General features: G+C 52.1%; 20 protein-coding genes. 14 read left to right on the top strand and 6 right to left on the bottom strand.

Translation table 11 applies throughout. From position 1 onward, the window contains the following. The 8 genes from argF (at position 1) to KJS63_RS10050 (ending at position 8,847) form a co-directional block, all read left to right on the top strand. Positions 1 to 957, top strand: coding sequence for an ornithine carbamoyltransferase (gene argF / locus KJS63_RS10085; protein ID WP_213619007.1), 957 nt, complete (start codon positions 1 to 3; stop codon positions 955 to 957). Between the two features lie 121 nt (positions 958 to 1,078). Then, positions 1,079 to 2,311 (top strand): argininosuccinate synthase, encoded by a 1,233-nt coding sequence (locus tag KJS63_RS10080; protein WP_068620544.1) that lies wholly within the window; start codon positions 1,079 to 1,081, stop codon positions 2,309 to 2,311. A 248-nt stretch (positions 2,312 to 2,559) separates the two neighbouring features. Further along, entirely contained in the window at positions 2,560 to 3,975 is a 1,416-nt protein-coding gene (gene argH / locus KJS63_RS10075) for an argininosuccinate lyase (RefSeq protein ID WP_213619006.1), read from the top strand. A 484-nt stretch (positions 3,976 to 4,459) separates the two neighbouring features. Continuing rightward, positions 4,460 to 4,927 carry a DinB family protein gene (locus tag KJS63_RS10070; protein ID WP_213619005.1) on the top strand — a complete coding sequence of 156 codons (468 nt, stop codon included), beginning with the start codon at positions 4,460 to 4,462 and terminating at the stop codon, positions 4,925 to 4,927. 195 nt (positions 4,928 to 5,122) lie between these two features. Next, entirely contained in the window at positions 5,123 to 5,758 is a 636-nt protein-coding gene (locus KJS63_RS10065) for a YhbD family protein (RefSeq protein ID WP_213619004.1), read from the top strand. 2 nt (positions 5,759 to 5,760) lie between these two features. Continuing rightward, positions 5,761 to 6,483: a polymer-forming cytoskeletal protein gene (locus KJS63_RS10060; protein ID WP_213619003.1), complete on the top strand. Its 723-nt coding sequence runs from the start codon at positions 5,761 to 5,763 to the stop codon at positions 6,481 to 6,483. Positions 6,484 to 6,528: 45 nt separating this feature from the next. Further along, a complete protein-coding gene (locus tag KJS63_RS10055) occupies positions 6,529 to 7,275 on the top strand; it encodes a cytoplasmic protein (RefSeq protein ID WP_213619002.1) in 747 nt (248 codons plus the stop codon). Between the two features lie 45 nt (positions 7,276 to 7,320). Next, complete coding sequence (locus KJS63_RS10050) at positions 7,321 to 8,847, top strand: MDR family MFS transporter (protein ID WP_082927012.1); 1,527 nt, start codon at positions 7,321 to 7,323, stop codon at positions 8,845 to 8,847. Positions 8,848 to 9,087: 240 nt separating this feature from the next. Here the strand turns inward: KJS63_RS10050 and KJS63_RS10045 are convergent, their stop codons facing one another. From KJS63_RS10045 to KJS63_RS10025, 5 genes are all read right to left on the bottom strand, one after another. Beyond that, positions 9,088 to 9,810 carry a response regulator transcription factor gene (locus KJS63_RS10045; protein WP_213619001.1) on the bottom strand — a complete coding sequence of 241 codons (723 nt, stop codon included), beginning with the start codon at positions 9,808 to 9,810 and terminating at the stop codon, positions 9,088 to 9,090. Between the two features lie 39 nt (positions 9,811 to 9,849). Next, positions 9,850 to 12,204, bottom strand: coding sequence for an ATP-binding protein (locus KJS63_RS10040; RefSeq protein ID WP_213619000.1), 2,355 nt, complete (start codon positions 12,202 to 12,204; stop codon positions 9,850 to 9,852). Between the two features lie 73 nt (positions 12,205 to 12,277). Further along, positions 12,278 to 13,108: a CPBP family intramembrane glutamic endopeptidase gene (locus tag KJS63_RS10035; protein WP_213618999.1), complete on the bottom strand. Its 831-nt coding sequence runs from the start codon at positions 13,106 to 13,108 to the stop codon at positions 12,278 to 12,280. 340 nt (positions 13,109 to 13,448) lie between these two features. Continuing rightward, positions 13,449 to 15,548 (bottom strand): serine hydrolase domain-containing protein, encoded by a 2,100-nt coding sequence (locus KJS63_RS10030; protein ID WP_244862560.1) that lies wholly within the window; start codon positions 15,546 to 15,548, stop codon positions 13,449 to 13,451. Positions 15,549 to 15,586: 38 nt separating this feature from the next. Next, positions 15,587 to 17,812, bottom strand: coding sequence for a poly(ethylene terephthalate) hydrolase family protein (locus tag KJS63_RS10025; RefSeq protein ID WP_213618998.1), 2,226 nt, complete (start codon positions 17,810 to 17,812; stop codon positions 15,587 to 15,589). 160 nt (positions 17,813 to 17,972) lie between these two features. Here KJS63_RS10025 and KJS63_RS10020 point away from each other — a divergent pair, with 160 nt between their 5' ends. Continuing rightward, positions 17,973 to 18,692, top strand: coding sequence for a response regulator transcription factor (locus KJS63_RS10020; RefSeq protein WP_068620528.1), 720 nt, complete (start codon positions 17,973 to 17,975; stop codon positions 18,690 to 18,692). Further along, positions 18,679 to 20,094: a HAMP domain-containing sensor histidine kinase gene (locus KJS63_RS10015; RefSeq protein ID WP_213618997.1), complete on the top strand. Its 1,416-nt coding sequence runs from the start codon at positions 18,679 to 18,681 to the stop codon at positions 20,092 to 20,094. The genes KJS63_RS10020 and KJS63_RS10015 overlap by 14 nt, the downstream gene beginning before the upstream one ends. A gap of 23 nt (positions 20,095 to 20,117) precedes the next feature. On the opposite strand, the gene KJS63_RS10010 is transcribed toward KJS63_RS10015, so the two are convergent. Then, complete coding sequence (locus KJS63_RS10010) at positions 20,118 to 21,569, bottom strand: VanW family protein (protein WP_213618996.1); 1,452 nt, start codon at positions 21,567 to 21,569, stop codon at positions 20,118 to 20,120. Positions 21,570 to 22,125: 556 nt separating this feature from the next. Between KJS63_RS10010 and ftsE the strand changes: the two genes are divergently transcribed. The 4 genes from ftsE (at position 22,126) to KJS63_RS09990 (ending at position 26,690) form a co-directional block, all read left to right on the top strand. Continuing rightward, positions 22,126 to 22,812, top strand: coding sequence for a cell division ATP-binding protein FtsE (gene ftsE / locus KJS63_RS10005; RefSeq protein WP_213618995.1), 687 nt, complete (start codon positions 22,126 to 22,128; stop codon positions 22,810 to 22,812). After that, positions 22,802 to 23,716 (top strand): permease-like cell division protein FtsX, encoded by a 915-nt coding sequence (ftsX, locus tag KJS63_RS10000; protein ID WP_213618994.1) that lies wholly within the window; start codon positions 22,802 to 22,804, stop codon positions 23,714 to 23,716. Before ftsE ends, ftsX begins: the two co-directional genes overlap by 11 nt. Positions 23,717 to 23,752: 36 nt before the next feature. Continuing rightward, the gene (locus tag KJS63_RS09995; protein WP_213618993.1) at positions 23,753 to 25,009 is read left to right on the top strand and encodes a murein hydrolase activator EnvC family protein; all 1,257 of its coding nucleotides are present in this window, start codon (positions 23,753 to 23,755) and stop codon (positions 25,007 to 25,009) included. Between the two features lie 208 nt (positions 25,010 to 25,217). Continuing rightward, entirely contained in the window at positions 25,218 to 26,690 is a 1,473-nt protein-coding gene (locus KJS63_RS09990; protein WP_213618992.1) for a S41 family peptidase, read from the top strand. Positions 26,691 to 26,788 lie beyond the last annotated feature (98 nt).

Below are 26,788 nucleotides of genomic sequence, written 5' to 3'. Positions count from 1 at the left end.
ATGAGTCTTACGGAAGCAAATACCGCAGCAGGCCTGAAAGGCCGCGACTGTGTTGAACTAACCGATTTCTCCACCGAGGAGATTCAATATTTGCTTGACCTCGCTATCGAGATCAAGCGCAAGATGAAGAACGGGGAAGAATTTCAGCCGCTAAAGGGCAAGACCATGGGGCTGATCTTCGAGAAATCTTCAACCCGGACCCGCGTCTCCTTCGAGGTGGGTACATATCAGCTTGGGGGCCACGCGCTCTTCCTGAGCAAGAATGATATCCAGCTGGGACGCGGGGAGACTATCAGTGATACCGCCAAGGTTATGTCGCGTTACCTGGACGGTATTATGATTCGCACGTTTGGCCATAACAATGTGGTGGAGCTAGCTGAGCATGCTTCAATTCCTGTCATTAACGGTCTTAGCGATATGGCCCATCCGTGCCAGGTGCTGGCGGACTTCCAGACGGTTCTGGAGCACAAAGGCACCCTGAAGGGGCTGAAGCTGGCTTATATCGGAGACGGTAACAATATGGCGCATTCCTTGATGATCGGCGGTGCCAAGCTTGGCGTTCATGTCTCGGTTGCGAGTCCGGAAGGTTATGAGCCGGATGCCGGAGTGCTGGCTGAAAGCAGGAAGATTGCCGAAACTACCGGAGCGAAGATCGAAGTGGTCAGAAGTCCGGAGGAAGCAGTCAAGAATGCCGATGTCATTTATACCGATGTATGGGCAAGCATGGGATTTGAAGAAGAGCAGCAGGCCCGTGAGAAAGCCTTTGAGAACTACCAGGTGAACACTGAACTTGTGAAACATGCCAAGCCGGACTATTTGTTCCTGCACTGTCTGCCTGCCCACCGCGGGGAGGAAGTCAGCGCGGAAGTTATCGACGGTCCAAATTCGATAATATTTGATCAGGCGGAGAACCGGCTCCATGCGCAGAAGGCGCTGATGGCGGCCTTAATCGGTTAAGATATTGATTATATAAGGGTAACCTTCATAAGTTCATTTTATATAAAAAGTGCAGAGCATGACCGGCTGCGGGACGTCTTGTCCCGCTTAAGCCGGGTAATTAAGGGGAGGACAAGGAATCATGGCAAAAGATAAAATTGTGCTGGCCTATTCAGGCGGCTTGGATACGTCCGTTATTTTGAAATGGCTGAAGGAGACTTATGACGCGGAGATCATCGCGTTCACGGCGGATATTGGGCAGAAGGAGGAACTCGACGGACTCGAAGCCAAAGCGCTGGCCACCGGGGCCTCCAAGGTCTACATCGATGACCTGCAGGATGAATTCGCCAAGGATTTCATCTATCCGATGTTTCAGGCCGGTGCCCAATATGAAGGGCAGTATCTGCTCGGCACCAGCATTGCCCGCCCGCTGATTGCCAAGCGGATGGTGGAGATTGCGCGGGCGGAAGGAGCTATCGCGATTGCCCACGGCGCTACAGGCAAGGGGAATGACCAGGTGCGTTTTGAGCTGGCTGCGGCGGCTTTGGCGCCGGAGATCGGCGTAATTGCGCCTTGGCGCCTGACCGAGTTCCGCGAGCGCTTCCCGGGCCGGGCTGAAATGATCGCTTATGCCGAGGAACACGGCATTCCGGTAACCGCATCGGCGGCCAAGCCCTATTCCACAGACCGCAACCTGCTGCATATCAGCTATGAGAGCGGTGTGCTGGAAGACCCTTGGTTCGACGCAAGCGCGGAAGACAGCAAGGACATGTATCTGCTGAGTGTGTCCCCGGAGGATGCGCCGGATGAGGCGGAATACGTGGAGCTTGAGTTCGCTGCCGGGAACGTGGTGGCAGTGAACGGGGAGACGCTGAGTCCGCTCGGCGTAATGGAGAAGCTCAACGAGCTCGGCGGCAAGCACGGCATTGGCCGTGTGGATATGGTGGAGAACCGCTTCGTGGGCATGAAGAGCCGCGGGGTGTATGAGACACCAGGCGGTACCATCTTGTTCACGGCCCATCGCAAGATGGAATCCCTGACCATGGACCGTGAGGTTATGAGCCTGCGCGACAGCCTCATTACACGTTACAGCACGCTAGTGTATAATGGTTTCTGGTTCGCACCGGAGCGTCTGGCACTGCAGGCGCTGGTTACGGAGAGCCAGAAGAACGTGTCTGGCACTGTGCGCCTGAAGCTGTACAAGGGCAACATCATAGCCGCTGGAGTGAAGAGTCCGGTGAGCCTGTACAATCCGGATATCGCCACTATGGAGGCGGACCCAACCCAGGCTTACGATCAGGGCGATGCGGCAGGCTTCATCCGCCTGAACGCGCTGCGTCTGAAAGTGGGCTCCGGTGTGGAGCAGAGCAAGTAAGCAGCGCATGGCAACTGAGCTGTGGCCTTAGCCACCTTCGTGGTTACCGTCGGCAGGTAGGATGGATATTGTAACGAGGCAGGCGATTTGCCCGGCCAGCACAGTTGCAGACAGGGCCGTATGGGCTTACGATAAGATGAATGAAGGCCGGCGGAAGTTCCGGTAATGATATAACGCAGATTTGCAGGGCCGTTCTCTTAATACCGGGAGCGGCCTGCGGTCTGCATTCAGAAGAAGGAGTGGATCAGGTGAGCAAGCTGTGGGGAGGACGTTTTACGAAGCAGACAAACCGGTTGGTTGAGGAATATACCGCCTCCATCGGTTTTGACAAGGCATTGGCGGAAGAGGATATTCAAGGAAGTCTGGCGCATGTGAGCATGCTTGGCAAGTGCGGCATCCTGCCGGCCGAAGATGTGGAGCGCATCAAAGATGGGCTTCATCTGGTGCTCAACAAGATTCGCCGTGGGGAGATTGAGTTCTCAGTCGGGGATGAGGATATCCATATGAATATCGAGAAGAACCTGATTGAGGAGATCGGCCCGGTTGGCGGGAAGCTGCACACCGGGCGCAGCCGCAATGATCAGGTGGCTACCGATATGCATTTGTATCTGCGCAAGCGGGTCGTAGAGATCACCGGGCTGCTGTATACGGTCCAGGAAGCCCTCATCGGGCAGGCCGAGGCGAACCTGGATACCATTGTGCCAGGATACACCCACCTGCAGCGGGCACAACCCATTCTATTCGCCCATCACCTGATGGCGTATGTCTCGATGTTCCAGCGTGATATTGAACGGTTCCAGGACAGCTACAAGCGGGTTAATGTGCTGCCGCTGGGCGCAGGAGCATTAGCGGGTACCACATTCCCCATTGACCGGCATTATGTGGCCGAGCAGCTGCATTTCGACGGGGTATATGAGAATAGTCTGGATGCCGTGAGTGACCGGGATTTTATCCTGGAATTCCTGTCGAACTCCTCGATTCTCATGGTTCACCTCTCCCGTCTGTGCGAAGAGCTGGTCCTCTGGAGCAGCACAGAATTCCGCTTTGTTGAGCTGGATGATGCGTATTGTACGGGCAGCAGCATCATGCCTCAGAAGAAGAATCCGGACGTGGCCGAGCTTGTCCGCGGGAAGACCGGCCGTGTGTACGGCAATCTGATGGGGCTGCTTACGGTGCTGAAGTCCCTGCCTCTGGCCTACAACAAGGATATGCAGGAGGATAAGGAAGGCATGTTCGATACCGTAGCGACGCTGGAAGGCGCACTTCAGCTGTTCGCCGGCATGATCGCAACGATGAAGGTCAACAAGCAGCGGATGCGTGAAGCCGTCAATCAGGATTTCTCCAACGCCACAGACATTGCTGACTTCCTTGTGGGCAAAGGCCTGCCTTTCCGCCAAGCACATGAGGTGATTGGCAAGACAGTGCTCTATTGCATCCAGAACAACAAGTACTTGCTGGACCTGACGCTGGACGAGTTCAAGACCTTCTCCCCGCTGTTCGATGACCGGATTTATGCGGTTCTTCAGCCGGAAGCGGTAGTTGATGCCCGCAATGTGTATGGAGGGACGGCTACCAAGCAGGTGGCTGAGGCCATCTCAAGGGCTCAGGAGAAGCTGAAGACAACTGAACAGTGGGTAAGCGAGTATGCGGAGAAGAGCAGATAAACAGGCATTCTGATCATTTAAAAATATAGATCAAACCGAAAGTTCCCTTGGCAATAAACCGCCGAGGGGACTTTTTAATTTGGCTATGTTAAACTACATTGTTGATATTTGATAGTTACGAACAAATGTTCTATAATAAGAATATTATCATAGTTCGGAGATGATTTGCCCATGGCTATAAACGTATTGAAGAAGCTTGCTGATTCTTTGGCCGATAGCAGTAAACAAGAACGAGGCAATTGGCGGTTGTTTATCTAACTCAAATGTGTTTTGCACCGATTCGTGGAGAGCATTCAACCGATCACAGCGGAGAGGCCGAGTGATTCTGAAGAAGCGGAGCGTCCGCCTTTGTCCCCGAAATGCCCATTGGATAGTTATTTCAAGGATTTCGGAGACAACAGTGGTTGTAAGAACACTCGGAATCGCTAGCACCCTAGAAGGGTGACCTTCATTAGTTCATTTTATATAACAAGGGGCGAATACGTTGATAAAGCTATTTAATTATAACTGGATGGTAAGAGATGAATGGTTTGAACTATGCAAGCAAGTCCCGAATGAAGAATTGGTTCGTAATCGAATTGGTGGAGCAGGCTGCATTCTTTATACACTTTTTCATGTTTCAGATGTAGAATATAGCTGGATTCGTGGAATACAAGGTAAACCAGATATCCAAGTCCAATATGAGAACTATAAGACACTGGAACAAGTAAAAGAACTTTCCGATTCTTGGATGCTAGAGACAAAGGAGTTCCTTGATACTTGGTCAAATGATTTCGAAAACGAAATTGTGACTGTTCCATGGACTGAAGAGCGTTATACCAAAGGTGAAATATTACGCCATGTAATTGCTCACGAAATTCATCATATGGGACAGCTATCCATATGGGCAAGGGAGATTGGGATTCAACCAATATCAGCAAATGTAATTGGTAGAGGGTTGTTTACAAGGTGAGTCAACGGCAAACAGTTAGTTCAATTAACCGCTTTTTTAGTGAGCGGTTTTATTTTTGGGCAAAAGAAAACAGGGCGTGCTGTTCCGGAATATGGGGTTCCGGGGGAGCGCCTTTTTTAACGTAAACTTTATTTAGTATTGCATAACGTAACAATGTTATGTTACACTTGGTTTCGCAAGGAGGAGGAATTCCACATGAATGATGATCTGATCTCTAAGAAGGAACTGTTGGATATTACGGGAATCTCCTATGGACAGCTGTATCGGTGGAAACGTAAGAATTTGATCCCCGAGGACTGGTTTATCCGAAAGTCTTCTTATACGGGGCAGGAGACGTTTTTTCCGCGGGAGAAGGTTCTGGCCCGTATTGATAAAATCGTGAATATGAAGGAAGGCCTGTCTTTAGATGAGCTGGCGGATGTGTTTTCGCCAAGCTTAAAGGAAATCTCTCTTACAGGAGATATTTTGCTGCAACGTAACATTGTTACTAACATTGCGCTGGAAATCTATTTGAAAGCCGTGCCTCATACGGGGCCGTTCGAATTTGAGCAGATTCTGGCTTTGTATGTGCTGGAGAAACTTCTGCAAAGCGGGAATATTTCACTGGATGAAGGCCGGCTCCTGATTGAGACGCTGGCGGAGCATTATCCGGCTTTTGCTGGAAAGGACTGCGAATTGATGCTTACCCGAAAGATGGGGGTGGCCGCATTTATTCTGCTGTCCATGAACAGTGAGATTTATTTTGACCGCGGGGTTAAAGAGGTTGTTCGCATGTCATTGGCTCAGGCAACCGAAGAATTGAAATTGAAGATCGGGGAAGGCGGGGAATGAGGATGAATCAGCCAAACAGGAATTTGAGAATAAATGGGGTCGGCAAAGCCACAGGCGGAAGCTATGATAATGTATTCATTGACGGAATGGGCACGATTAACGGAGATGTTACCTGTGGGGATATGAGTTGCAACGGAACTATAAAGGTCCACGGCCAGATTAAGGCACAGAGCTTAACGATCAATGGAACAGGCTCGCTAAACGGAGCGCTGGAGTGCGATACGCTTCGGGCCGACGGTATGCTGAGCGTCACTGGAGAGATCCGGCTTGACAGTCTGACTATGAACGGAATCGCCAAGACGGATGCAAGTCTTAACGGGGAGACGGTGGAAATCAATGGCTCGCTGAAGACCAAAGGAGATCTTCAATGCGAGAGTCTGGATGTGCGTGGCAATCTCCAGGTCGGAGGGCTGCTGAATGCAGGCACAATTTTTATCGAGCTGTTTGGGGGCTGTCGTGCACGCGAGATTGGGGGAGAGCGGATTATTGTTCGCCGTCGGACTGAAGGGAAAAGTCTGCTTCAGCTCTTCTCGATTGTCCCAGCCACCAAACTGACGGTGGATGTGGTTGAGGGGGACGATATTGAGCTGGAGAATACGAAGGCGAAGATTGTGCGGGGAAGTAGAGTGCGTATTGGGCCAGGGTGTGAGATCGATAGGGTCGAATATACCGAAACCTATGATGCCGATCTCAAGTCGGATATTTCTTACGCGGTGAAGATGTAAGCCTGAGTCTCAAACGGAACATACCAATAGGAAGGGGATGCGAGTATGCAAGAGAACGGAACGCCTCAGCGCCACGACATCAAGATTATGGGGAACGGTGGATCGGCTGGCGGCCTCGTAGGACGGTTGAGGATAACAGGGGATGGGGAGATCCACGGTGATGTGGATGCAATCAGCTTTAAATGCACAGGCAATGCAGCTGTGAACGGCAGCCTAAAGGCAGAGACACTTAAGCTGACGGGTGATCTGATTCTACGTGGCTCGCTGGAGGGCAAAGTGTTCTCCACAATGGGCAAGCTGCAGATTCAGGAGCATGTAACCGCACGCAAAATCAAGTTTAGCGGAGACACCCATGTTGGCGGTCAAATAACAAGTGAACAGATCGAGTTGTCCGGTTATAATACGGTTGAAGGTGGATGCCAGGCCGAGGAATTCAAGGCGAGGGGTGCAGTCCGGATAGACGGCATGCTCAACTCGGAGAATGTGGAGATCAAGCTGCTGGGGGAGAGCCGGATTAAGGAAATCGGCGGCGGACTCATTCGGGTCATGCCCTCGCGAGGGCTGTGGGCATTGGTCGACATGTTTAATCCTGAAGGACCTCCGAGACTGGTTGCGACCTCTATTGAGGGGGATACGATCAATCTGGAGAATACCGAGGCAGAATATGTCCGCGGGAACAAAGTAACAATCGGTCCGGGCTGCAGGATTGGCCTGGTTGAATATATAGAAGCTTTTCACCAGGACAGAAGTTCATCGGTGGAACAGCTCAGCCAGGTCAGTCATTTGAACTGAACTGGAGATATAAATATACGAACATAAAAGGAGAAGAAGAAACCTGTGCAAAAGAAAAAGAATAATTTAGGGATTGTCCTAGCGGGTCTGCTGCTCGGCATCCTTATGGCTTCGATGGATAATACGATCGTGGCCACGGCGATGGGCGACATCGTCGGCAAGCTGGGCGGACTGGATAAGTTCGTCTGGGTTACCTCAGCTTATATGGTAGCGGAGATGGCGGGTATGCCGATCTTCGGAAAGCTGTCGGATATGTATGGAAGGAAGAGATTCTTCATCTTCGGTATCCTCGTATTCATGCTGGGCTCCATTCTGTGTGGTACCGCCACCTCCATTGTTGAGCTGAGCATTTACCGCGCGATTCAGGGTATCGGGGGCGGGGCCCTGGTTCCGATCGCTTTTACGATCATGTTTGATGCGGTGCCTGTGGAATCGAGAGGCAAGCTCGGCGGCCTGTTCGGTGCTGTGTTCGGCATGTCGAGTATTTTTGGACCGCTGCTCGGGGCATATCTGACCGAGTATGCAAGATGGGAATGGATTTTCTATATCAATCTTCCGCTTGGACTGATTGCCTTCGTATTCATCGCGTTCTTCTACCATGAATCCCGTGAGCATTCCAAACAGCAGATTGACTGGGCAGGTGCAATTACGCTCATTGGGGGAGTTGTCTGCCTGATGTTCGCCCTTGAGCTGGGCGGTAAGAAGTATGCCTGGGATTCCTGGCAGATTCTCGGCCTGTTTGCCGGATTCGCAGTTCTTGCAATAGTGTTCCTGATTGCGGAGAGCAAGGCGAAGGAGCCGATTATCTCATTCAAAATGTTCAAAAGCCGGATTTACTGGTCCAGCAATGTCATCGGGATTCTGAGCAGTGCGGCCTTCATTACGGCTTCTGTGTATATTCCCATCTTCATTCAGGGAGTGCTTGGCGGCAAGCCAACCAACTCCGGTCTGGTTCTGCTGCCAATGATGCTGGGCTCCGTTGTTACCGCGACCATGGGCGGTTTCCTGATGAACAAGCTGAAGTACCGTACGATTATGATTCCTACGCTGGCCTTGCTGATCGTGGGCATGGGCCTGCTTACCACCCTTAATGAGAATAGCACCTTGTGGACGCTGCGTTTCTTTATGATTCTGGTAGGCCTAGGGATTGGCGCCTCATTCTCCGTGCTTAGCAACGCGGCGATCCATTCAGTTAAACCGCAAGATCGCGGTTCCGCCAGCTCTACGCTGAATTTCCTGCGCTCCCTTGGAATGACACTGGGAATTACCGTCTTCGGGATTATCCAGAGCCATCTGTTCACGAATAAAATGGCGGCTTCCCTGGGCGGCGCCCAGCTGCCGAAGGAGTTGGATCTGAAGGACCCGCATGCGCTGCTGTCTCCTGAGCTGAGGCAGCACATTCCGCAGCAAATCCTGGAGACCATTTCCTCAGCGATGTCCTCCTCGATTGTGCAGACCTTTATCTGGGCGATCCTCCCTGCGGCATTGGCGCTGGTTGCAGCCTTCTTCATGGGCCGTGACAAGCTGGACCCGCATGCGCATATGGAAGGCGAGTATCAAGCTGGACACTAGAAAGTAAAAAGTTTACAGAGGCCGTCCCAAAAGGGCAGCCTCTGTATTTTGTTTAGGAGTTCGGGTCACTTTCGCTTGCACATAATCTTCTGAAGAAGAATGTAGTAGACCAGAATGCAAAGCGCTAGCTCAAGGATAATCCCCTTGGACTGGCGCTTGTTTACTTTTTTGCAAAAAGCCGCTAAATCTGCTGTAAGTTTACTTGCTCTTGGACGGCCTCTTTTTCGGCATAAGATTTGCCTATCTAAACTCGGATTCGTCGGCTGAAGACATACGCGTTAGCAATCCCAGCTCGTAGCCTTTGGCCACAGCCCCGATTCTCGATCTCACACCCAGCTTTTGTGTGATGGAGGTCAGATGGTACTCGACCGTCCTCTGGCTTATGGCAAGCACCTGGGCGATCTCCTTGTTTGTCCTCTCCTGGGCGACCTGCTTAAGCACTTCCCGCTCCATCGGGGTCAGCTGCTCCTGCTTCGCAGCGGTTAGCGCATGTTCAGGGATCAGCACATGTCCCAGCATACTCTGCTTAACCGCATTAATAATCTGCGAATACGTCGATTGCTTGGATAAGTAGGCGTGTACACCCAAATCAAAAGCCTTATGCACGAACTCGTCGTACATATAACCTGACAGCATAATGATTTTGATGGACTGCCCGAACTGCTTCTTGAGACGGCCAGCCACCTCAAACCCGTCCATCTGGGGCAGGGAAATGTCTAAGATGATCACATCAGCTCGCAGCTTCCCGATCTCATCCAACAGAGACTGCGGATGTGCGTAAGTTCGGAGCACGTGAATCCCGGGCTCCTGCTCCAGCCGGTTCTTCAGGCCTTCCATCACCAGGGGGTGGTCATCCAGCAGAACAACGTGAATACTGGTGCTCTGCTCCTGAATTGTCGAAGGGTCTGTCCGGTTGTCCCGGCCATCACCACGGTGACCAGCATTGATGCCCTCGTCCCTCATAAAGTTGCCCTCCTTCTACTGTTACATATCTGTAGACTGTTACATGCCTGTAGCGGCTGCTGTCCCGGAAGCCTGTGGAGAAGCCCAGGCTTCTCCCTCGTTCGCAAGCGGGATTCGCAATTGAATCGTTGTCCCCAGAGCCACAGCCGAGTCGATCTCCATGCTACCTCCAAGCCGGCGGACTTGACTGTCAACGGAGATGAGGCCGAATCCGCTGCGTTCTTCCCGGGATTCGGCAGAGTAGATGGAGTCTGCCTGGAAGCCTATGCCATCATCCTTCACGGTAATGTGAATAGCCCTTTCGGCTGCCCAAAGGTGAAGATGCAGAGAGGAGGCCTCCGCATGTTTGACCACATTATTCGTAAGCTCACGGATAATACGGAAGATATTTGATTTGATCAGCGGCGGAAGCGGCCCTGCCGGTTCAAGCTCATATTGCAGCGTAATATCCAAGCCGCTGAAGTCCTTGCGGGTACGAATCAGCCACTGAACTGCTTCCTTAAGCCCTGCCTTGTCCACGACATGCGGATACAGGTCGTCACAGAGCATGCGAATCTGCTGCTGGGTATCGTAAACACACTTCAACCAGGATGAGACCTGGCTGCTGCTGCCGCCACCCTGGTCATACAGCTCCTCCAGATCGCGGGACAGGAAGATCAGGTTCTGGAGTACTGTATCATGCAGGAAGTAGGAGGTGCGAATCCGCTCAGCTTCTTGGGCTTCCAGCAGCGCGTGATTGAACTGGTCGATATTCTGCACCCTCCGCTCATTTGTTTTGCTCTCCAGGAGGGTACGCTGCTGCTCCTGCTGCAGCTCGGCCAGCAGTCTGGCATTGATGAACAGCTGCGCTGCTTCTGTATGAATCCGTTCAATGATCTGCTTCTCATCAGAAGAATACAGCGTTTTATTGATCTTGTGGCCCAGAATGATATAACCGAAGGGCTGATCTTCCCCGGTCCCCTGAATAGGGAGCACATGTGCGGCATCAAGCCGCTGCGTCAGCTGGGCTTCATCAAGATGATCCGCAGCCAGATGAACCAGCTGTGTCCCTTGGATGTCCGCATACTGACCGGTGCCGTGAACTATCCGTTCCTCCCCTTGCTGCCACAGGATGCATACGCCGCTCACTTCCAGCATCCGGTGGGTTAACTCCACCAGCATTCGTACAATGTCCCGGATGTTCTTCTTCTCAGCCAGCTGGAGGGAGAGCTGCAGCTTCTGCCGCTCCAGGACCCTTCCGCGCTCCTCGGCATGTCTTCGCGTCCGGGTCAGAGCAAGCTGATGCAGCGCCGTGAGCCCGGCAAACAAAACAAACAGACCCGCGATGGACGGTGGCCTGTTCCATTTTGCTGCGAGCAGGAACAACACGAATGCAGCGGTGAGATACAAGCTGTGGATCACGAGTTTTGGCATATACAGGAGCATGTCAATCATACGGCGTTTAACCAGGATATACATAATCGTAGCAGATAGCGGCACGAGTCCAACCATGGCGTATTCCGGTGCGATGATATAGTCCTTCCAGAGCAGATCAGGCAACGCGTATAGAAACAGATAGGGCAGCAGGCTGAAAATAATACCGGTCACCAGAATGAGCAGCTGGTTCTTCTCCATCTGCTCCAGTGTCCTGCCATAGAGCCAGGCTAAAACTAGAATGAAGAGCAGCGCGCCGATGAAGACCAGGTTCACCATTTCGCGTATCCAGCCGGGGATGCTGTCCAGCCACACTGTATACAGCGTGTAAGCGGAGAAGACAAAGAGAAGTACCCGTAAGGCCGCAAATGCTCTCGCCAGCCAAGGGCGGGTGACCTGGAACACAAGCAGGATGAAGAAGGAGAGCAGCGCATATGGAAGCCAAATGGCACTGATGGATAGAATCGCATTGGATACAGCCAGTTCTGTCGAGTACAGGGTCAGGATGATCAGGGCCATTAGCAGATTTAATCCATAAAAGCGCCGGATCAGGTGGGATTCGGGCCGTTTTCGGTAGGAGAACCAGCCGATACCCAGAAGCATGCCTTCCATAACGATGGAAAAACCATAAGCGAATAGGTCTTTCCCGGTAATCTGCACCTGTACCTGGCTCCTGCTGCCGTCGGGATGCTGGGTCTCAATCGTTTTCGCATGCTTAAGTGACCGTTCTCCCGAATGGAAGAAATTCTGTGCCAGTTTTCCGTCAACGGACAGAATCCGGTCGCCTTGGCGGATTTTGAGGGCATACGCTTTGCCTGCTGGATCGACCTGTTCCACCCTCCACTCCGCACCCTCCGCACGTACAGTCATCCCGATATAGGGCTGTCCGAACGACAGAATATGCACGTAGAGAGCGATGCAGAGAAATACAGGAAGGGACAGGGTGATCAACCAGTGCCGATAAGATAGGATTGCGGACATACAAGCTCCTCCTGGAGTGTACCGGGGATATGGGAATAGACCTCGGAGCACGGCCCTCACGGCCCGGCTCAGCTTACACACCGACCAGTGCCCGCGTGATTTCTCCCCAGAACACATTGACAAAAATATGGAACACGATGGCCCCGTAAATGCTCTTTCGCAGTCTTACTATAATCTCGCACGGGATAACCACCGCCAGCAGCAGGAACGACCAGTTAACCGGCGCTTGCCACATATGGTAGAGCTGGAAACAGACGCTTACAATCAGCCAGTCGTATTTCAACTTGCCCAGCTTGCGCAGGAGGTAGCCCCGAAAGTAGATTTCCTCACCGACAAAATTGCCGAAGATACCAATCAGCAGCAGGAACCAGGGAAAGTCATAATAACCCTGATTATAAATGTGCCAGCCCTCCATGCGCAGCATAGGAATCCCGTTCAGAAAATCATGCAGCGGTGGATAGATGTATTTCATATAAGGCAGGGAGACCGCCGTAAACAGCAGCGTGATGATAGGAACAATGAGGATGAGCCCTCTGAGATCAAGCCGGGTGAAGCCAAGATAGTGCAAGGATTGTTTGAACGTCAGCTTATCTTTCCATCTTAGCATGAAGAAAGGGAAGAAGGTATGCCAGCCGCTTGCCATCAAGGCCAGAATGACAAACTGGGTGTAATGGTCCGACCATCCGGTCAGACGGGAGATCGGCTCACGCATAGGAAACACCAGGAAATAGGCAATGAATCCGGGAACTACTGCCAGCATCAGGTAAAAAGCAATTTGCTTTACATCAGCAGCCTCATGTTTCTTCAAAAATGCGGTGTACTTCGGGTCACGCAAGTTAAAGAAACGTTCCAATCTCCGGTATATTCCGGCTCCGCTTTGGGCTCTGCTTAATTCTTGCTGCATTTCAATTCACTCCTTTCTGGATAGGTGGTTAGTCCGAGCGTAACATAACCGGATGGAAGTGAAATCCGTAGTCTGATGCGGTTTCCCGTAGCTGCCGCGCATACTTTTTGCGCGATCACGCAGGTGGTGGCGGCAGGCAGATTCTTGCCGGAAATAATAATACGCGTGCCGGTCAGGGCACGCGTGGGAGTCGCTTCATCCATTAGTTACTGGCTGAGCTTTCAGGTAAGCCTGAATTGAGCATTACCAAATTCGGAGGCTTTGGTTAGCAGTTCACTGGGGAGAATAGCGCAGATGCTCCCTTAACGGCAATCTTCATCTTCAACCAAAGCACCTCCGGCTACAGCTGCATATGAGTAGCCTGCTCAAGCAGCGCGGCGGCTTCCTGGCGGGTCATGATACGCTTGGCTCCGTAATCGGCGGCACCGTCAGCGGACCGCTTGACCTCCGGTCCGTACAGCCGGTAAGCGACCACCGCTTCAACCGCCGGCTTCGCCCAGACCGCCGGCTCCTCGCTCACCTTGGCAGGTTTCGGCGGGATTCCCATGGCGGTCAGCATCCGCCAGACTATAGACGCCGCCTCCTGCCGGGTGATAGGCTGATCCGGCTTGAACAGGCCGCCTCCCGCGCCTTGGACAAAGCCCATGTCCAGGGCGCTCTGGATCAGCTCGGCTCCAGGCTTGCCAGCCAGGTCCGTGAATACAACGGGCTTGCGGGAGGCTGGCACACCGAGCCACTGATTAGCCGCGGTAATGAACTCATACCGCGTCATCGGCTCCTGCGGGCCAAAGGTTCCATCCGGCTTGCCCGCGGTAAGGCCGAGCTGCTTCATTCCATGAATGTAGGCCGCATAGGGATGGTCCTTGGCGATGTCACGGAATGGCTCCGCATCAGGAAGCTTAGCCGCGTAAGCCGCGGAGTTCAGCTTGGAGAACATATAACCGATGGTCCCGTCCTCATTCTCCTGGAAGGCCACCTCCTGACCCATCTTATCCAGGAACAGAAGCGGCCCTAGAGGTGTCAGCTCTTGCGTTCCTGTCAAATCCTTCAGAATGAGCTGTCCCTTGTCATTCAATTGAATCCGTGTCAGCACATAATTTACACCTGCGCTCCGGTAGATGCCTTCCAGCCGGTGCAGCTGCTGAGGGGTCAGGGACACTTTACCGGTTTCACCGTCAGGCTTCCCGGTCCCGGTGTTCGCTGGTTTCGGATAATAGTGATTCATGAATTCCCGGAACAGCATCTCCCGAAGCGGGCCGCTCTTGTTCGTCACAATGAATCCGCCAACACGCTGCTTAGGCATCAGCCACAGCCAGGAGCTGAATCCGGGGGCGACTCCCCCTTTGCCAACAACGTCTTGACCATTGTAGGCATCCCGATAAGAATATTCAAAGCCATAGGTCATGTTGGGCACCTTAGGATGAATGGCAAGCTGCGGGGTGTGCATGGCAGCTATAGACTCCTTCGTTAGAATCGGTGCCTGCCCTGGCCTGTCTCCCTCCAGATGGGCGATCATAAAGCGGGTCATATCGCTTCCTGTGGTTAGCAGACCGCCCTGCGGCAAGTCGGTTGGCACCAGGTTGTATGGAGCCATAGCTGCATTCAGATCATCATAGCCTGTAGCAAGCTTGTCTTGAATCTCCGGAGAAATGTGGGAATATGTGCGGTTCATGTCCAGCGGTCTGAGAATATGCTCCTGAATATACTTGGAGTATGGCACTCCTGAAACCTCTTGCACGATATATCCCTGCAGCATGGAGGCAAAGTTATCGTACCGGTATACCTTGCCGGGAGGAGATACTACTGTAGGCATGTGCTCCTTGATGTAGTCCCGCAGACTGACGACCTTGGTCAAGTCGGTAGTCATGGATTCTGTAATGGGAATGTCCACGACATCAAACCCGGTGGAGTGGGTAAGAAGGTGTTTGACTTTCAGCGGCAGCCCGGTGTTGTTTTGGATTTTCAGCCCGCCAAGATACTTCTCCACATTGTCCTCCAGATTGATCTTTCCCTGTTCGACCAGCTGCATCAAAGCGGTGGCGGTCACGACCTTGGTAACGGAGGCGATTCTGAACACGGTGGTCTCCGGGGAGACCGGGGTTTTCTTCTCCCGGTCGGCATAACCGTAGCCTTTCTGGAACAGAATGCGGCCGTCTTTAACGACAACGAACACGGCCCCCGGCACCTGCAGTTTCTTCACATCTTCCCGTGCGAAGAACTTGTCTGCGAACGCCTCCAGCTCCTTCGGATCGATTGGTCCGGCAGGCTGCCCTGATACCTGTAAGACAGCCCCCGTATTCTGGCCAGCGGGAGCAGCCGATGTTCCGGCTGCTGGTGCCGCCATCCCAGGCGCGGCCAACGATGCACTTAACGTCAGAGCGGTGATGGCAGGCAGCCATAATCGGGCCGCCTTTTTAATTGAAGGTCTTGATCTTTTCAATACAGTTCACTCCTCAAAATATATTAGTATAGTCTGGTTTATTTAAGCCTCAGGCCGATATCATTCATCAAGATCGTACCTTTCTTGGACTGGTCGAATTTGAAGCGGATTTCCTTCAGCCCGGTTGGATCAAAGTCACGGTTCACCTGCTTGAAGTCATCAAGTGCCATTCCATAGTTCTGGAATACCGGCTCTTTCACCGGTGACATCAAATCGAAAGGGGCCTTCAGAAACCGGCCTTCAACCATCGGTACGACTGGAGACAACTCACTTAGCAGCAGGCTGGCCTCATGACCGGAACGGTCGGTCACCTGTACAGTCAAATTGACGGGATGATCCTCCAGATTAGCAATTGAGAAGACGAGGGAAGAGCCTTTTTGCGGTTTTACGCCCTCGTCTGGAAGACGAAGCGAGTAGACGGGAGGCTTGCCTCCTGAAGCAGTCTGATCCCAACCGATCCGGGCAGCCCTGTATTCACTTGGGGCGAACTTCAGCTGCACGGTCTCTTCCTTCCATTCTTTCAGGTGTTCTCCGATCAGCTCGCCGCCTGCAAGGGTGGCGGTTGACGGATCGGTGTCTTCGTTATAGCCAGCTAACAGGCTGGTATGCGCGTCCATATAATTGCTGATATATTGATTATCCGGCAGCCAGCTCTTGGCATAACCAAGATCCTGGAACACCTGACGGTAAGAGTTGTTCTGTTTCAGAGTCGTCTCCAGAAAAGCCGAGATGAAGCCCTTCGCGGTTTGCTGCTGCATGTCTTCAGACATGAGCTGCTTCGTATTATATAGCCTGTTGGCGAGGCCGGCTCCGTCCGTGCGGCCCCAGACACTGTTGAACTGTCCGTGGTTGGCCCCGTAAATATAGACGGCCGATTTCATCCAGGCAGTTCCGGGATCAAAGGTGATCCGCTTGTATTGGTTTGTCGTATCATAGGAACTGACATCCATATCGTGCACACCTTGGAGGGTAAGATAGTTGATATTGTGCAGATTCACTGTAGTTCCCGAAGGTTTGAACTGGCCGTCGGTTCCTCCAATTGCGATAAGGGAACGGATGCCAAAGTTATAGTTGAACTTGATTAAGGCGTTCTCGGAGTATGCCTTCTGTCCATTGAACAGGGCCGCAAGGGTGATCGCTTCCCCGCCCCGTGAATGTCCGATCAGAGCGACATTGTTCAGGTCGGCCCGGCCGTAGAACGGGTTGCTCCGGTCTTCGTTCCACTGCTTCCATACCTTCAGATGCTCCAGCATCAGCCAGGCTCTGGCAGGATTCTCCTTCACGGGCACCTGGAATATGAACATATCGTCATAGGGAGAGGTGTTGAGAAAGTTCTCATCAATCGAGATGAAAATATACCCGCGGCTGGCCAGCAGCTTGCCCAGGTATTCATAACCCGGGTCAGAGTAATCGGTCATCGTATGGTTGCCGTGCACCGCCATAACCACAGGGAAGGGGCCCTTCCCTTCGGGGTACCAGACGAGTCCGTTCAGCGGCATTTTCTCAGGACCGAAACCAAGCGTCCCGGTCCGGATCGAAGACCAGCCGCTCACGAAGGCGGAGCCGTCCACTGGCTGGGTTGTCAGTGAACCGCTCTGCCGGAACACCTCGCGATAGTTGTTAGGACTGCCGTACGTCAAGGTTTTAACCGCATAAGCTCCGGGCTTAGACGGGTCGGGAAGCTGGGTACTGTACCGGGGAGCCTTCTTCATCTCGTTCAGCCGGTAAGCTGGAGACAATGGGTCTGATCCGCTGCCTAAGTACCAGAAGGTTCCGGAGATCAGTGTCACGGTGAGGAGTCCAGCCCAGAGCACCCGGAAGATGATCCCCCGACGGGCTATGCCCGTGTACTCCTTTTTCCGCCACTTCCATAACATCGAGCCAAGCAGGGACACTATGGTGATGGTTGCGGCAATCAAGATCAGGGAGACTGTCGGAACGATGAAGCAAAACAACATCATTCCGGCTGAAGCAACAACCGCCCATATGTAGAGAGTCGGAAGTTTCTTCAGCAGATGCAGCCCCAGGGCTGCGACCCCGGCCGCGAGCACAAAAAATACAATCGCCACAACTGAACCAATTACATACCTCAGAGGGCCCTGCCCGCCGATCATGTAATAGGACTGAAACAAGATGAGCAGGAGTGCACATGCAAAGACTGCGGTGATCGCACCCTTCCAGCCGCTGCTGAGCGGTTTGGGCCGGGGAAGAGGGAGCAGCTTGCTCCGCACCCGGTTAAACCTGTTATTGAGATCAAGTTTCATTTCATTTCCTCCAATGCGGGCATGTGTTATCGATAAGATACTGCCCCAGTATAGGAGGCGAATCTTTCTCCACTCTGGCTGGCACCTTACAATAAACTTACATGGAAGGAGTCTGGGTGAACGGGAGCGAACTTCTTGTGTAACCAGGAGGGATATACAGATGCGCAAAACGATATTAATCGCTGACGATGAACCGGAGATTGTGGATCTCCTGCGGCTCTATTTGCAGCGTGAACAAGTAGATATTATTGAGGCCAATGATGGAAGAGAGGCATGGGAGCGCCTTTCACAGACGCCTGTGGACTTAGTGATTCTGGATATCATGATGCCGCAGCTGGACGGCTATCAACTGCTTAAGCTGATCCGGAAGCGGTATAAGCTGCCGGTTATTATCCTCTCAGCCAAGAATCAGGATATGGACAAGATCACCGGACTTGGCCTGGGGGCGGATGACTTTATCGGCAAGCCGTTTAATCCGTTAGAGGTTGTTGCCCGTGTTCAGGCCCAGCTTCGCCGCTCCTATGAGTTCAACGAGCCGTCTCCCGTCCCGGTCCGTCCCCGGACAAAGGTCGGCCGTCTGGAGCTGGATCATGAATCCTGCCAGCTGTATAACGAGGGGCGGCAAATGGCTTTAAGCGCTCTGGAATACAAGCTATTGGCCTTGCTTATGGAGCATCCCGGGCGAATCTTCACAAAACGGCAAATTTTTGAGAACGTGTGGTCGAGCCCCTATTTTGAAGATGATAATACCATCATGGTGCAGATTAGCAGACTGCGTGACAAGATGGGGGACGACCCTAAGGCCCCACGTTATCTTAGGACGATCCGGGGGCTCGGATACCGGTTCTCCAAAGAGGAAGAGCTGAATGGCCAAGCCTAAGAAAATCCAGAAGACCCTCATTCAGAATTTCGTGTTCTTCTCGCTGACGGTAACCCTGCTTGCTGTGATGGTTATGTTTTATTTCAATCACCGGATCACCACCCAATTGATCACCGGCATGAGCAGCCACTTGACAGCGGGGGATATCGTCCAGACGGATTACAAGAAGATGGATACCGAAGCAATAGAGTCGCTGGAAGGCTGGGTGGAGATTCTCGATGATAAGCTGAATGTCGTCTACACGCATGGCGTTAAACGGGACGGCACCTTCCGGTACACAGACAAGGATATTTATGGCATGTTCTATGATCATGGAGGGAGGGAATATTCTGTATCCCTGGCGCCATTTAAGACCCGGGAAGGGCGGACTTATCACTGCCTGGTGAAAATACCGAAGAAACACGTGGAATCCTCATTGACCATTACGGACCAAGCGAAGGATCAGACGGCCGCCTTCTGGCGGCTGCTGCTGGAGGCGGCTCTGCTGTTCGTGTTCTTGTTCGCCATCATCGTCTATATATACAGCCGCTGGACAGCAAGGAGTATCACCAATCCGCTTCGTTATATTGCAGAGGGGATTTGGAGTGTGGCCAAGGGGAAATACGGGAAAAGGCTCGATTTCGAGGCGAACTTGGAGCTTATTCAGATTCAGGAACGTTTTAATGCCATGGCGGATAAGCTGGAGCGTACTGAGCGGGAGAAGAAGCAGCTGGAGATGAGCAAGCAGCGGATGCTCGTGGATATTTCCCATGACCTGAAAACCCCGATCACAATGATCCGCGGATATGCGCAGGCCATGCAGCTGGGGCTGATAGAGGAGGAACGAAAGGAAAGGACCATCGGTCTGATCCATGACAAATCACAGCTTGTAGCGGAGCTGATTGACGATGTGTTCGAGCTCTCCAAGCTGGAAAGCCCCGATTATCCTGTAGAGATGGCGTACGCAGATTTGGCTGAATTTGTGCGTAAGCTGGCTGCCGACTATTATGATGCGTTCATAGATAAGGACTTCGTTGTGGAGATCGATATTCCGTCAGCACCGGTTGCTGCGGAGTTCAACGCCCGGCTTCTCTATCGCGCAGTTTCCAATCTGTTTGAGAATGCGGTCAAATACAATCCGCCCGGGACCAAGGTGGCCCTGGTGTTGAAGGAGGAGCCAGATACGGTGCAGATTGAAATGAGCGACAACGGGACTGGCATCCCCTCCAGCCAGAGGGAACATGTATTTGAGGCGTTTGTGCGGGGCGATCCGTCCAGGAAAAGCGATGGCGGGACAGGGCTGGGCCTTACCATAGCCCGGCAGATTATACAGAAGCACGGCGGAACGATTACACTGGAGCCAATCAAAGGCTGGACCATGTTCCGGATCGTGCTTCCGAAGCGGCAGACGGATGGGACCTAACATACAGGCCCATCCGCTTTATTTTATGGAAAACTGGGTCCCTGAACCCCGTCCTCTACCGGTGAATTCTTGGGGATATTGTTCTCTGTGGACGGTCGTTTCTGTGCAGGCATGTTAATAGCGATAATCGAATTTTGCGGGGGATAGGTGTCCCTCGATATTTTCCGCCGTTCCACAGCGATGCCGTTCACATATTTAACCCGGTAGGTTTCCACGATGTAGCCCTCCTTACCTTCCTGTACAACCTCTTGAATACCCAAGGCAAGCGTGTTGTTGCGAACATATTTTGGCTGGGCGGGCAGCACCTTTATTGTCCGAGATTCCAGTTCATACCGGGTCCCGGTGGGAATGTCCCCGAACAGCTTGATCGTCAGGTTCCTCTGGATAAGTCCGGCTTTAATCAGAATGTGGTGGCTGGTTGTGTTCTTGAACCGGAAGTTAATATAACCTTTGGCAAAAGTCGCATCCTGTCCCTTGGGCAGGTAGCTGACCGGAAGCGAGTGATTGCGGCGCTCTACAATATCCAGTCCGGCCCGGACTGCCGCATTGTACAGCGTGCTGGACACTTGGCAGATTCCCCCGCCGATGCCGGGGACAAACTTGCCTTGTATAATGACGGGAGCGGGCTTAAATCCGTATTTGGCCTCAGCGGTGTCGATGACTTTCCCATAATCAAAAATATCACCCGGTGCCAGCAGCATGCCGTCAATCACCTGAGCCGCCGCATTGATATTGTGGGCTCTGCCGCTTGAGCTTGTGGCGAGCCCGGTTGTGAATTCAGTGATTTTCCGCTGGATTCCCTGGCTGCGGAGTGTGTCCAACGTCACAGCCGGCTTGGCCGATTTCAGAGGAATCTGAATCAAGACGGGACTCTGCCGCTGGGGAGACTCCGATACAGAGAGCGGAATGCGGCTCTTGAAGACCTGGGCGAACGCTTGCCAGTCAATCCGTGTGACAGGGACTTCCGGTACATAACGAATACTGTCATCAGGCCCGATAATACGCTGTGCGTTAACACCCTCTCCGAACTGCTTGGCCTCCCATGCTGGATTGAACGTCTTGTGCAGTGCGGTCTTATCCCAATGTACAGTCAACTGCCACTGCTTGGACAGCTGCAGCCGGGCCCGGGCCCGACTCCAGATAGAGCCCTCCCGCAGTTTCCTCACCGCCGCTTCCCAGTTGTCCGCTGTATAATGAACTCCTGCCCGCTTCCAGGAGGATTGGACCTTAATACCGGGATGCCCCGGGACCTCGGGGATACGAAAGTAAATCTCCTCATTCTCCGCCCGGTCGAACTCCTGCTCCAGCCGGGCTTGCCCCTCTTCATAAGTAAGCCCCCCAATATCCACGCCGCCGACGGTTACACCGGCGGGAATCTTATTTCTGGCAGCATACAGGTGGAGAATTCCATAAGTTACCGCAGTGAGCAGCAGCAGGGAAGCTGCGATGATGAGAAGAATATGCAGTTTTTTCATTTGCATCCCCCTTTAATTTGATATGGAAATGGAATAGACGGCGATGCTCCAGGCTTCATAGGCAGGTAGGTTCTATATAAAACGAACCTTAAAAATTATCCTTTCTCAGCTTCGATCCCGAGTGATTCTGAAGAAGCGGAGCGTCCGCCTTTGTCTCCGAAATGCCCCGTTGGATATCTAGTTCAAGCATTTCGGAGACAACAGCGGCCTTAAAGAACACTCGGCATCGCAGCGCCCCATAAGGGTAACTTTCATAAGTTCATTTTTATAGATCTGACTCCCTGAATGCCAGCTTGCTGGGCACCATTACATTCCTGTGAACATAGGTATGAAACCATGTATATGTCAAAAGAATGGGAAACTTTCGGGTACTCAAAGGGTAACAAATTTGTTACAATGATAAACGGACTGATGAAATTGCTCATCTTTTAAAGGATTTGGCTGGAAGGTGTCGAAGTCCTATTAGTCTTGTATGTAGTGGATAATGACAGGTAGTTACTAATTCCGAATTGATAGATAGAAGTAGATAGAGATATAAATTTTAGGAAGTGATGCTGTGATAGAAATGCAGGATGTCTGGAAGACTTATCCGAATGGAGCACACGCCCTGCAAGGGGTTTCGGTAAAGATTGACCGGAATGAATTCGTATACTTAGTTGGTCCCTCTGGTGCAGGGAAGTCCACATTTATGAAGCTGATCTACAGGGAAGAAGTGCCCACCAAGGGGCAGATTTCGGTAAACGGGTTTAACATAGGAAAGCTTAAGCCGCGCAAAATTCCTTACGTCCGCCGTAATATCGGCGTTATTTTCCAGGATTTCAGGCTGCTTCCCAAGCTGACGGCCTATGAGAACGTAGCTTTTGCGCTTGAGGTCATTGAGGCCCCGAAGAAAATTATCAAGAAGCGCACCCTTGAGGTGCTGGATCTTGTGGGACTGAAGAGCAAGGCGAACCGGGAACCGTCCCAGCTGTCCGGTGGGGAACAGCAGCGTGTTGCGATTGCGCGTGCCATCGTGAACAATCCTTCTGTTATCATTGCGGACGAGCCTACCGGGAACCTTGACCCGGAGACGTCCTGGGGGATTATGCAGCTGCTGGATGAGATTAATTTCAGGGGCACCACAATTGTGATGGCCACCCATAACAAAGATATCGTGAACACCATGCGCAAGCGCGTCATTGCCATCGAGCACGGCAACATTGTCCGTGACCAGGTGAGAGGAGAATACGGATATGACTTTTAGAACCTTCTTGCGGCATTTACGGGAAGGTACGAAGAACGTATTCCGTAACGGTTGGATGTCTGTCGCATCAATTACTTCCATTATCGTTTCTTTGTTCATTCTAGGGGTGTTTATTCTGTTGGTGCTGAATGTGAACTCGTTCGCTGATGAGGCTGACAGCCAGGTTCAGATCAGCGCTTTTCTGAATACGAAGGTTGACCAGAAGTCCATCCAGGACATTCAGACCGAGATCGGCAACATGCCGGAGGTCAGCCGGGTTACGTTCGTGCCGAAATCGCAGGGCCTCAAAGATTTCAAGCAGAAGCTCGGCGAGAGCGGCAAAGACCTGCTCGAAGGATATACCGAGGCGACCAATCCGATTCCCGATACTCTGAAAGTTGAGGTTGTTGAGCCTTCGACGGTTCCTTTTGTAGCGACCAAGATCAGTGCTCTTAACGAGAAATACAAGAACTCGCCTATCTACAAGGTCAATTATGGCAAGGGGACGATTGAGAAGCTGTTCAAAGTCACCCGGGCGATCCGTAATATCGGATTTGTATTTGTAATCGGGCTTGGTGTTATGGCCATGTTCCTGATCTCCAACACGATTCGGGTTACGATTCTAGCCCGGCGCAGGGAGATCGGCATTATGAAGCTTGTAGGTGCGACCAACTACTTCATCAGATGGCCCTTCTTCGTGGAGGGTGGACTGATCGGGCTGATTGGCTCGGTTGTTACAGTGGTTGTCTTGTACGTAGGCTATCATCAGCTGGTCCAATCCGTCAGCCAGGATATTACGATCCCGATTCATTTGGTTTCGCTTCAGTCGATCGGGCTCCCGCTGGCAGGGCTGCTTATCGGGCTTGGCCTGCTAATTGGCATTTGGGGAAGCACCGTGTCCATCCGCAAATTCCTGAAAGTGTAATTCATAGATATCTTAAGAAGGACGGGGAAAATAGAATTGAAAAAATCGTTATCTGTCGTCGTCGCTGTTGCTCTGGCCGCATGTCTCTTTCAGCCAACTGAAGGGTACGCCAAGAAAAGAACGATCGATCAGATCGATCATGAATTAAAAGTGCTGCAGCAGCAGGCTCAGACAGCCAAGCATGAGCAGCAAAAGGCGGAAGAAGCCAAACAGGAAGCCCAGCATTACAAGGACAAAGCTACGAATTTCCTCCAAGTGGTGATGGATCAGATCGATCAGGTCAGCACCGAGCTGGCCAACATCTCCGGTGAGATCGACAAGACTGAAGAAGGCTTGCGTGTTACGGCAGAGAAGATTGATCAGACCCAGAAGCGGATTGACGAGCGGGAGAAGCTGCTCGATTCCCGGGTCCGGTTAATGTATACAGATGGTGCGGTATCTTATCTGGATGTGCTGCTTGCCTCCACCAGCTTCTCGGATTTCCTGGACCGGGCCGATTCGATTCAAGCCATCGCCGAACAGGATCAGACAATTCTGGATGACCATAAGAAGGACAAGGCTATGCTTGTCCAGGAACAGGCGAACCTGAAGACAGCTTATGCCAAAGTCAAGGATCTGTACACACAGGCGGCTGCCCGCAAAGGAATTCTCGACGCCAAGGAGAAGGAGAAGCAAAGGCTGATCGCGAACTATCAATCGGATATCGAAGAATCTGATGATATTAGCGGCAAGCAGGATCAGCTGCTGGTGCAGATTGCAACCAAGCGTGCTCAGCTCGCCAAGGAGAAGAACAAGCTTAAGGCAGCCCAGATCTATGCTTACAATCAGAAGAAGAAGAGCAAGACGGTCAAAGTCTCCAGCAGCTCTTCAGGCTCATCCTCCTCAAGCGGCGGCTTTACGGGCAATGGCGGTTCCATGTCCCTGCCCGTCTCGGGTGCGCGTATTTCTTCGCCGTATGGATACCGGATTCATCCGATTACCGGCGTAAGAAAGCTGCATACCGGTACCGACTTCGCCGTTCCACAGGGTACGGATGTGCATGCTGCGGACAGCGGAAGTGTAATCGTAGCCGAGTGGTGGAACGGATACGGGAACTGTGTCATCATTGATCACGGGAATAATACCTGGACCTTATATGGGCATCTCAAAGAAATTAAGGTCAGCAAGGGAGATAATGTGAAGCGCGGTGAAGTGATTGCCGAGTCCGGGAATACCGGCAACTCCACAGGTCCTCACCTTCACTTTGAAGTCCGTATTAACGGTACTCCGGTTGACCCGATGCCATATTTGTAGACAAGTTTTAAACATTGTGGAAACGGAACCCTTGCTCCTTGGTGGGCATGGGTCCGTTTCCCCTTTTTTTACGGCAGGAGTCAAGACTGTTCAAAATTTAGGATCTAATTTATAGATAAATATTCCGTACAAGCTAAACATATACTATGATGAATATTAAAGGCCTGCATCAAGTCAGCCGGAATAGGAAAGGGCGGTGAATGGACCTATGTATAAAGGACGTACAGTGGCTTTGTTCGTGGTGGTTGCCGTGCTCGTCAGCAGTGCGCTTACCATGACGCTTACGGGAAATTGGAGTCTCGTATCCAGCAGCGGTTCACCTGTTAGCGGGATTTTTGCCTCTATGGGAGGCGAGTCTGCGAGCAAAGATGATTTGAATAAGATTGAGACCGCACTGAACCTGGTCAAGAAAAATTATGTTCAGGATGTGGATCAGAGCAAGCTTGTAGACGGGGCGATTAACGGGATTATGAGCGCGCTGGATGACCCGTTCTCTTCTTATATGGGCAAGAAAACAGCGGAGGAATTTACGGAACAGATTCAGGGTTCCTTCTCAGGAATCGGGGCGGAGGTCTCGATGGAGAACGGCAGTGTGGTAGTTGTATCTCCTATTAAGGGCTCGCCTGCCGAGAAAGCGGGAATTCACGCCAAGGATATCCTCCTGTCTGTTAACGGGGAATCTTTTGAAGGACTCAGCCTGAATGAAGCCGTAAGCAAAATCCGCGGGCCAAAAGGCTCCGTAGCCAAGGTGAAGGTGAAACGCACGGGAACCGCTTCGGCCTTGGAATTTGAGATCAAACGGGACGATATCGCGGTGGAAACGGTCAACGCACGCATGGAGAAAGGCGGCGTAGGCTACATCGAGATCACGGAATTCTCCATGAATACGGGGGAACGCTTCAAGAAGGAGCTGGAGTCCCTGGAGAGCAAGGGTATGAAGGGACTTGTCATTGACGTCCGCAACAATCCGGGAGGTGTCTTGTCCGTGGTGATCGACATGGCTCAGCGCCTCATCGGCAAGGACAAGGTCATTGTTCAGGTGGAGAATAAGATGAAGCAGCGGGATCAGACCGTATCTAAAGGCACGGCGAAGCCGTATCCGATTGTAGTGCTTACCAATAAGGGAAGCGCGAGCGCATCCGAGATTCTGGCAGGAGCGCTCAAGGAGTCTGCGAATGCCAAGCTGATCGGGGACACGACCTATGGCAAAGGAACGGTTCAGACCAGCTTTGACAAGGAGCTTGGCGACGGAAGCCTGCTGAAAATCACGATTGCGAAATGGCTGACCCCTAACGGGGAGTGGATTCACAAGAAAGGCATTAAGCCGGATATCGCCGTATCCCAGCCAGCCTACTTCTCCGTTGCTCCAATTAACAAAGAGAAGACACTGAAATATGATATGAACAATGAGGATGTCAAGAGTGCTCAAGTCATGCTGAACGGGCTAGGATTCGCACCGGGACGTACGGATGGCTATTTTGACACCAAAACCGTGGCTGCCGTTAAGAGCTTCCAAAAGAGCAGCAAGCTGACGGTTACCGGCAATGTCGATGCGAAGACGGCGGAGGCGCTGGAGAAAAGCTTGATCGCCCACATCCGTGATCCTAAGAACGATGTGCAGTTGAACAGAGCATTCACGGAGATCCGGAAGGAAATCGCTTCTCCTGCGTCGAATAAATAAAGAAGGCTGAATTCAGCCTTCTTTTTTTCTGAATGTTGAGGCGGTACTCACCTATATAAGTTGAACTTAAGAATTTCGAATAGGCAAGAGCGTGAATT

Source organism: Paenibacillus sp. J22TS3 (assembly GCF_018403205.1).
Taxonomy (GTDB): Bacteria; Bacillota; Bacilli; order Paenibacillales; family Paenibacillaceae; genus Fontibacillus; species Fontibacillus tuaregi.
The sequence above is the reverse complement of the archived record's forward strand: the minus strand, read 5'-3'. Positions and strand labels throughout refer to the sequence as shown.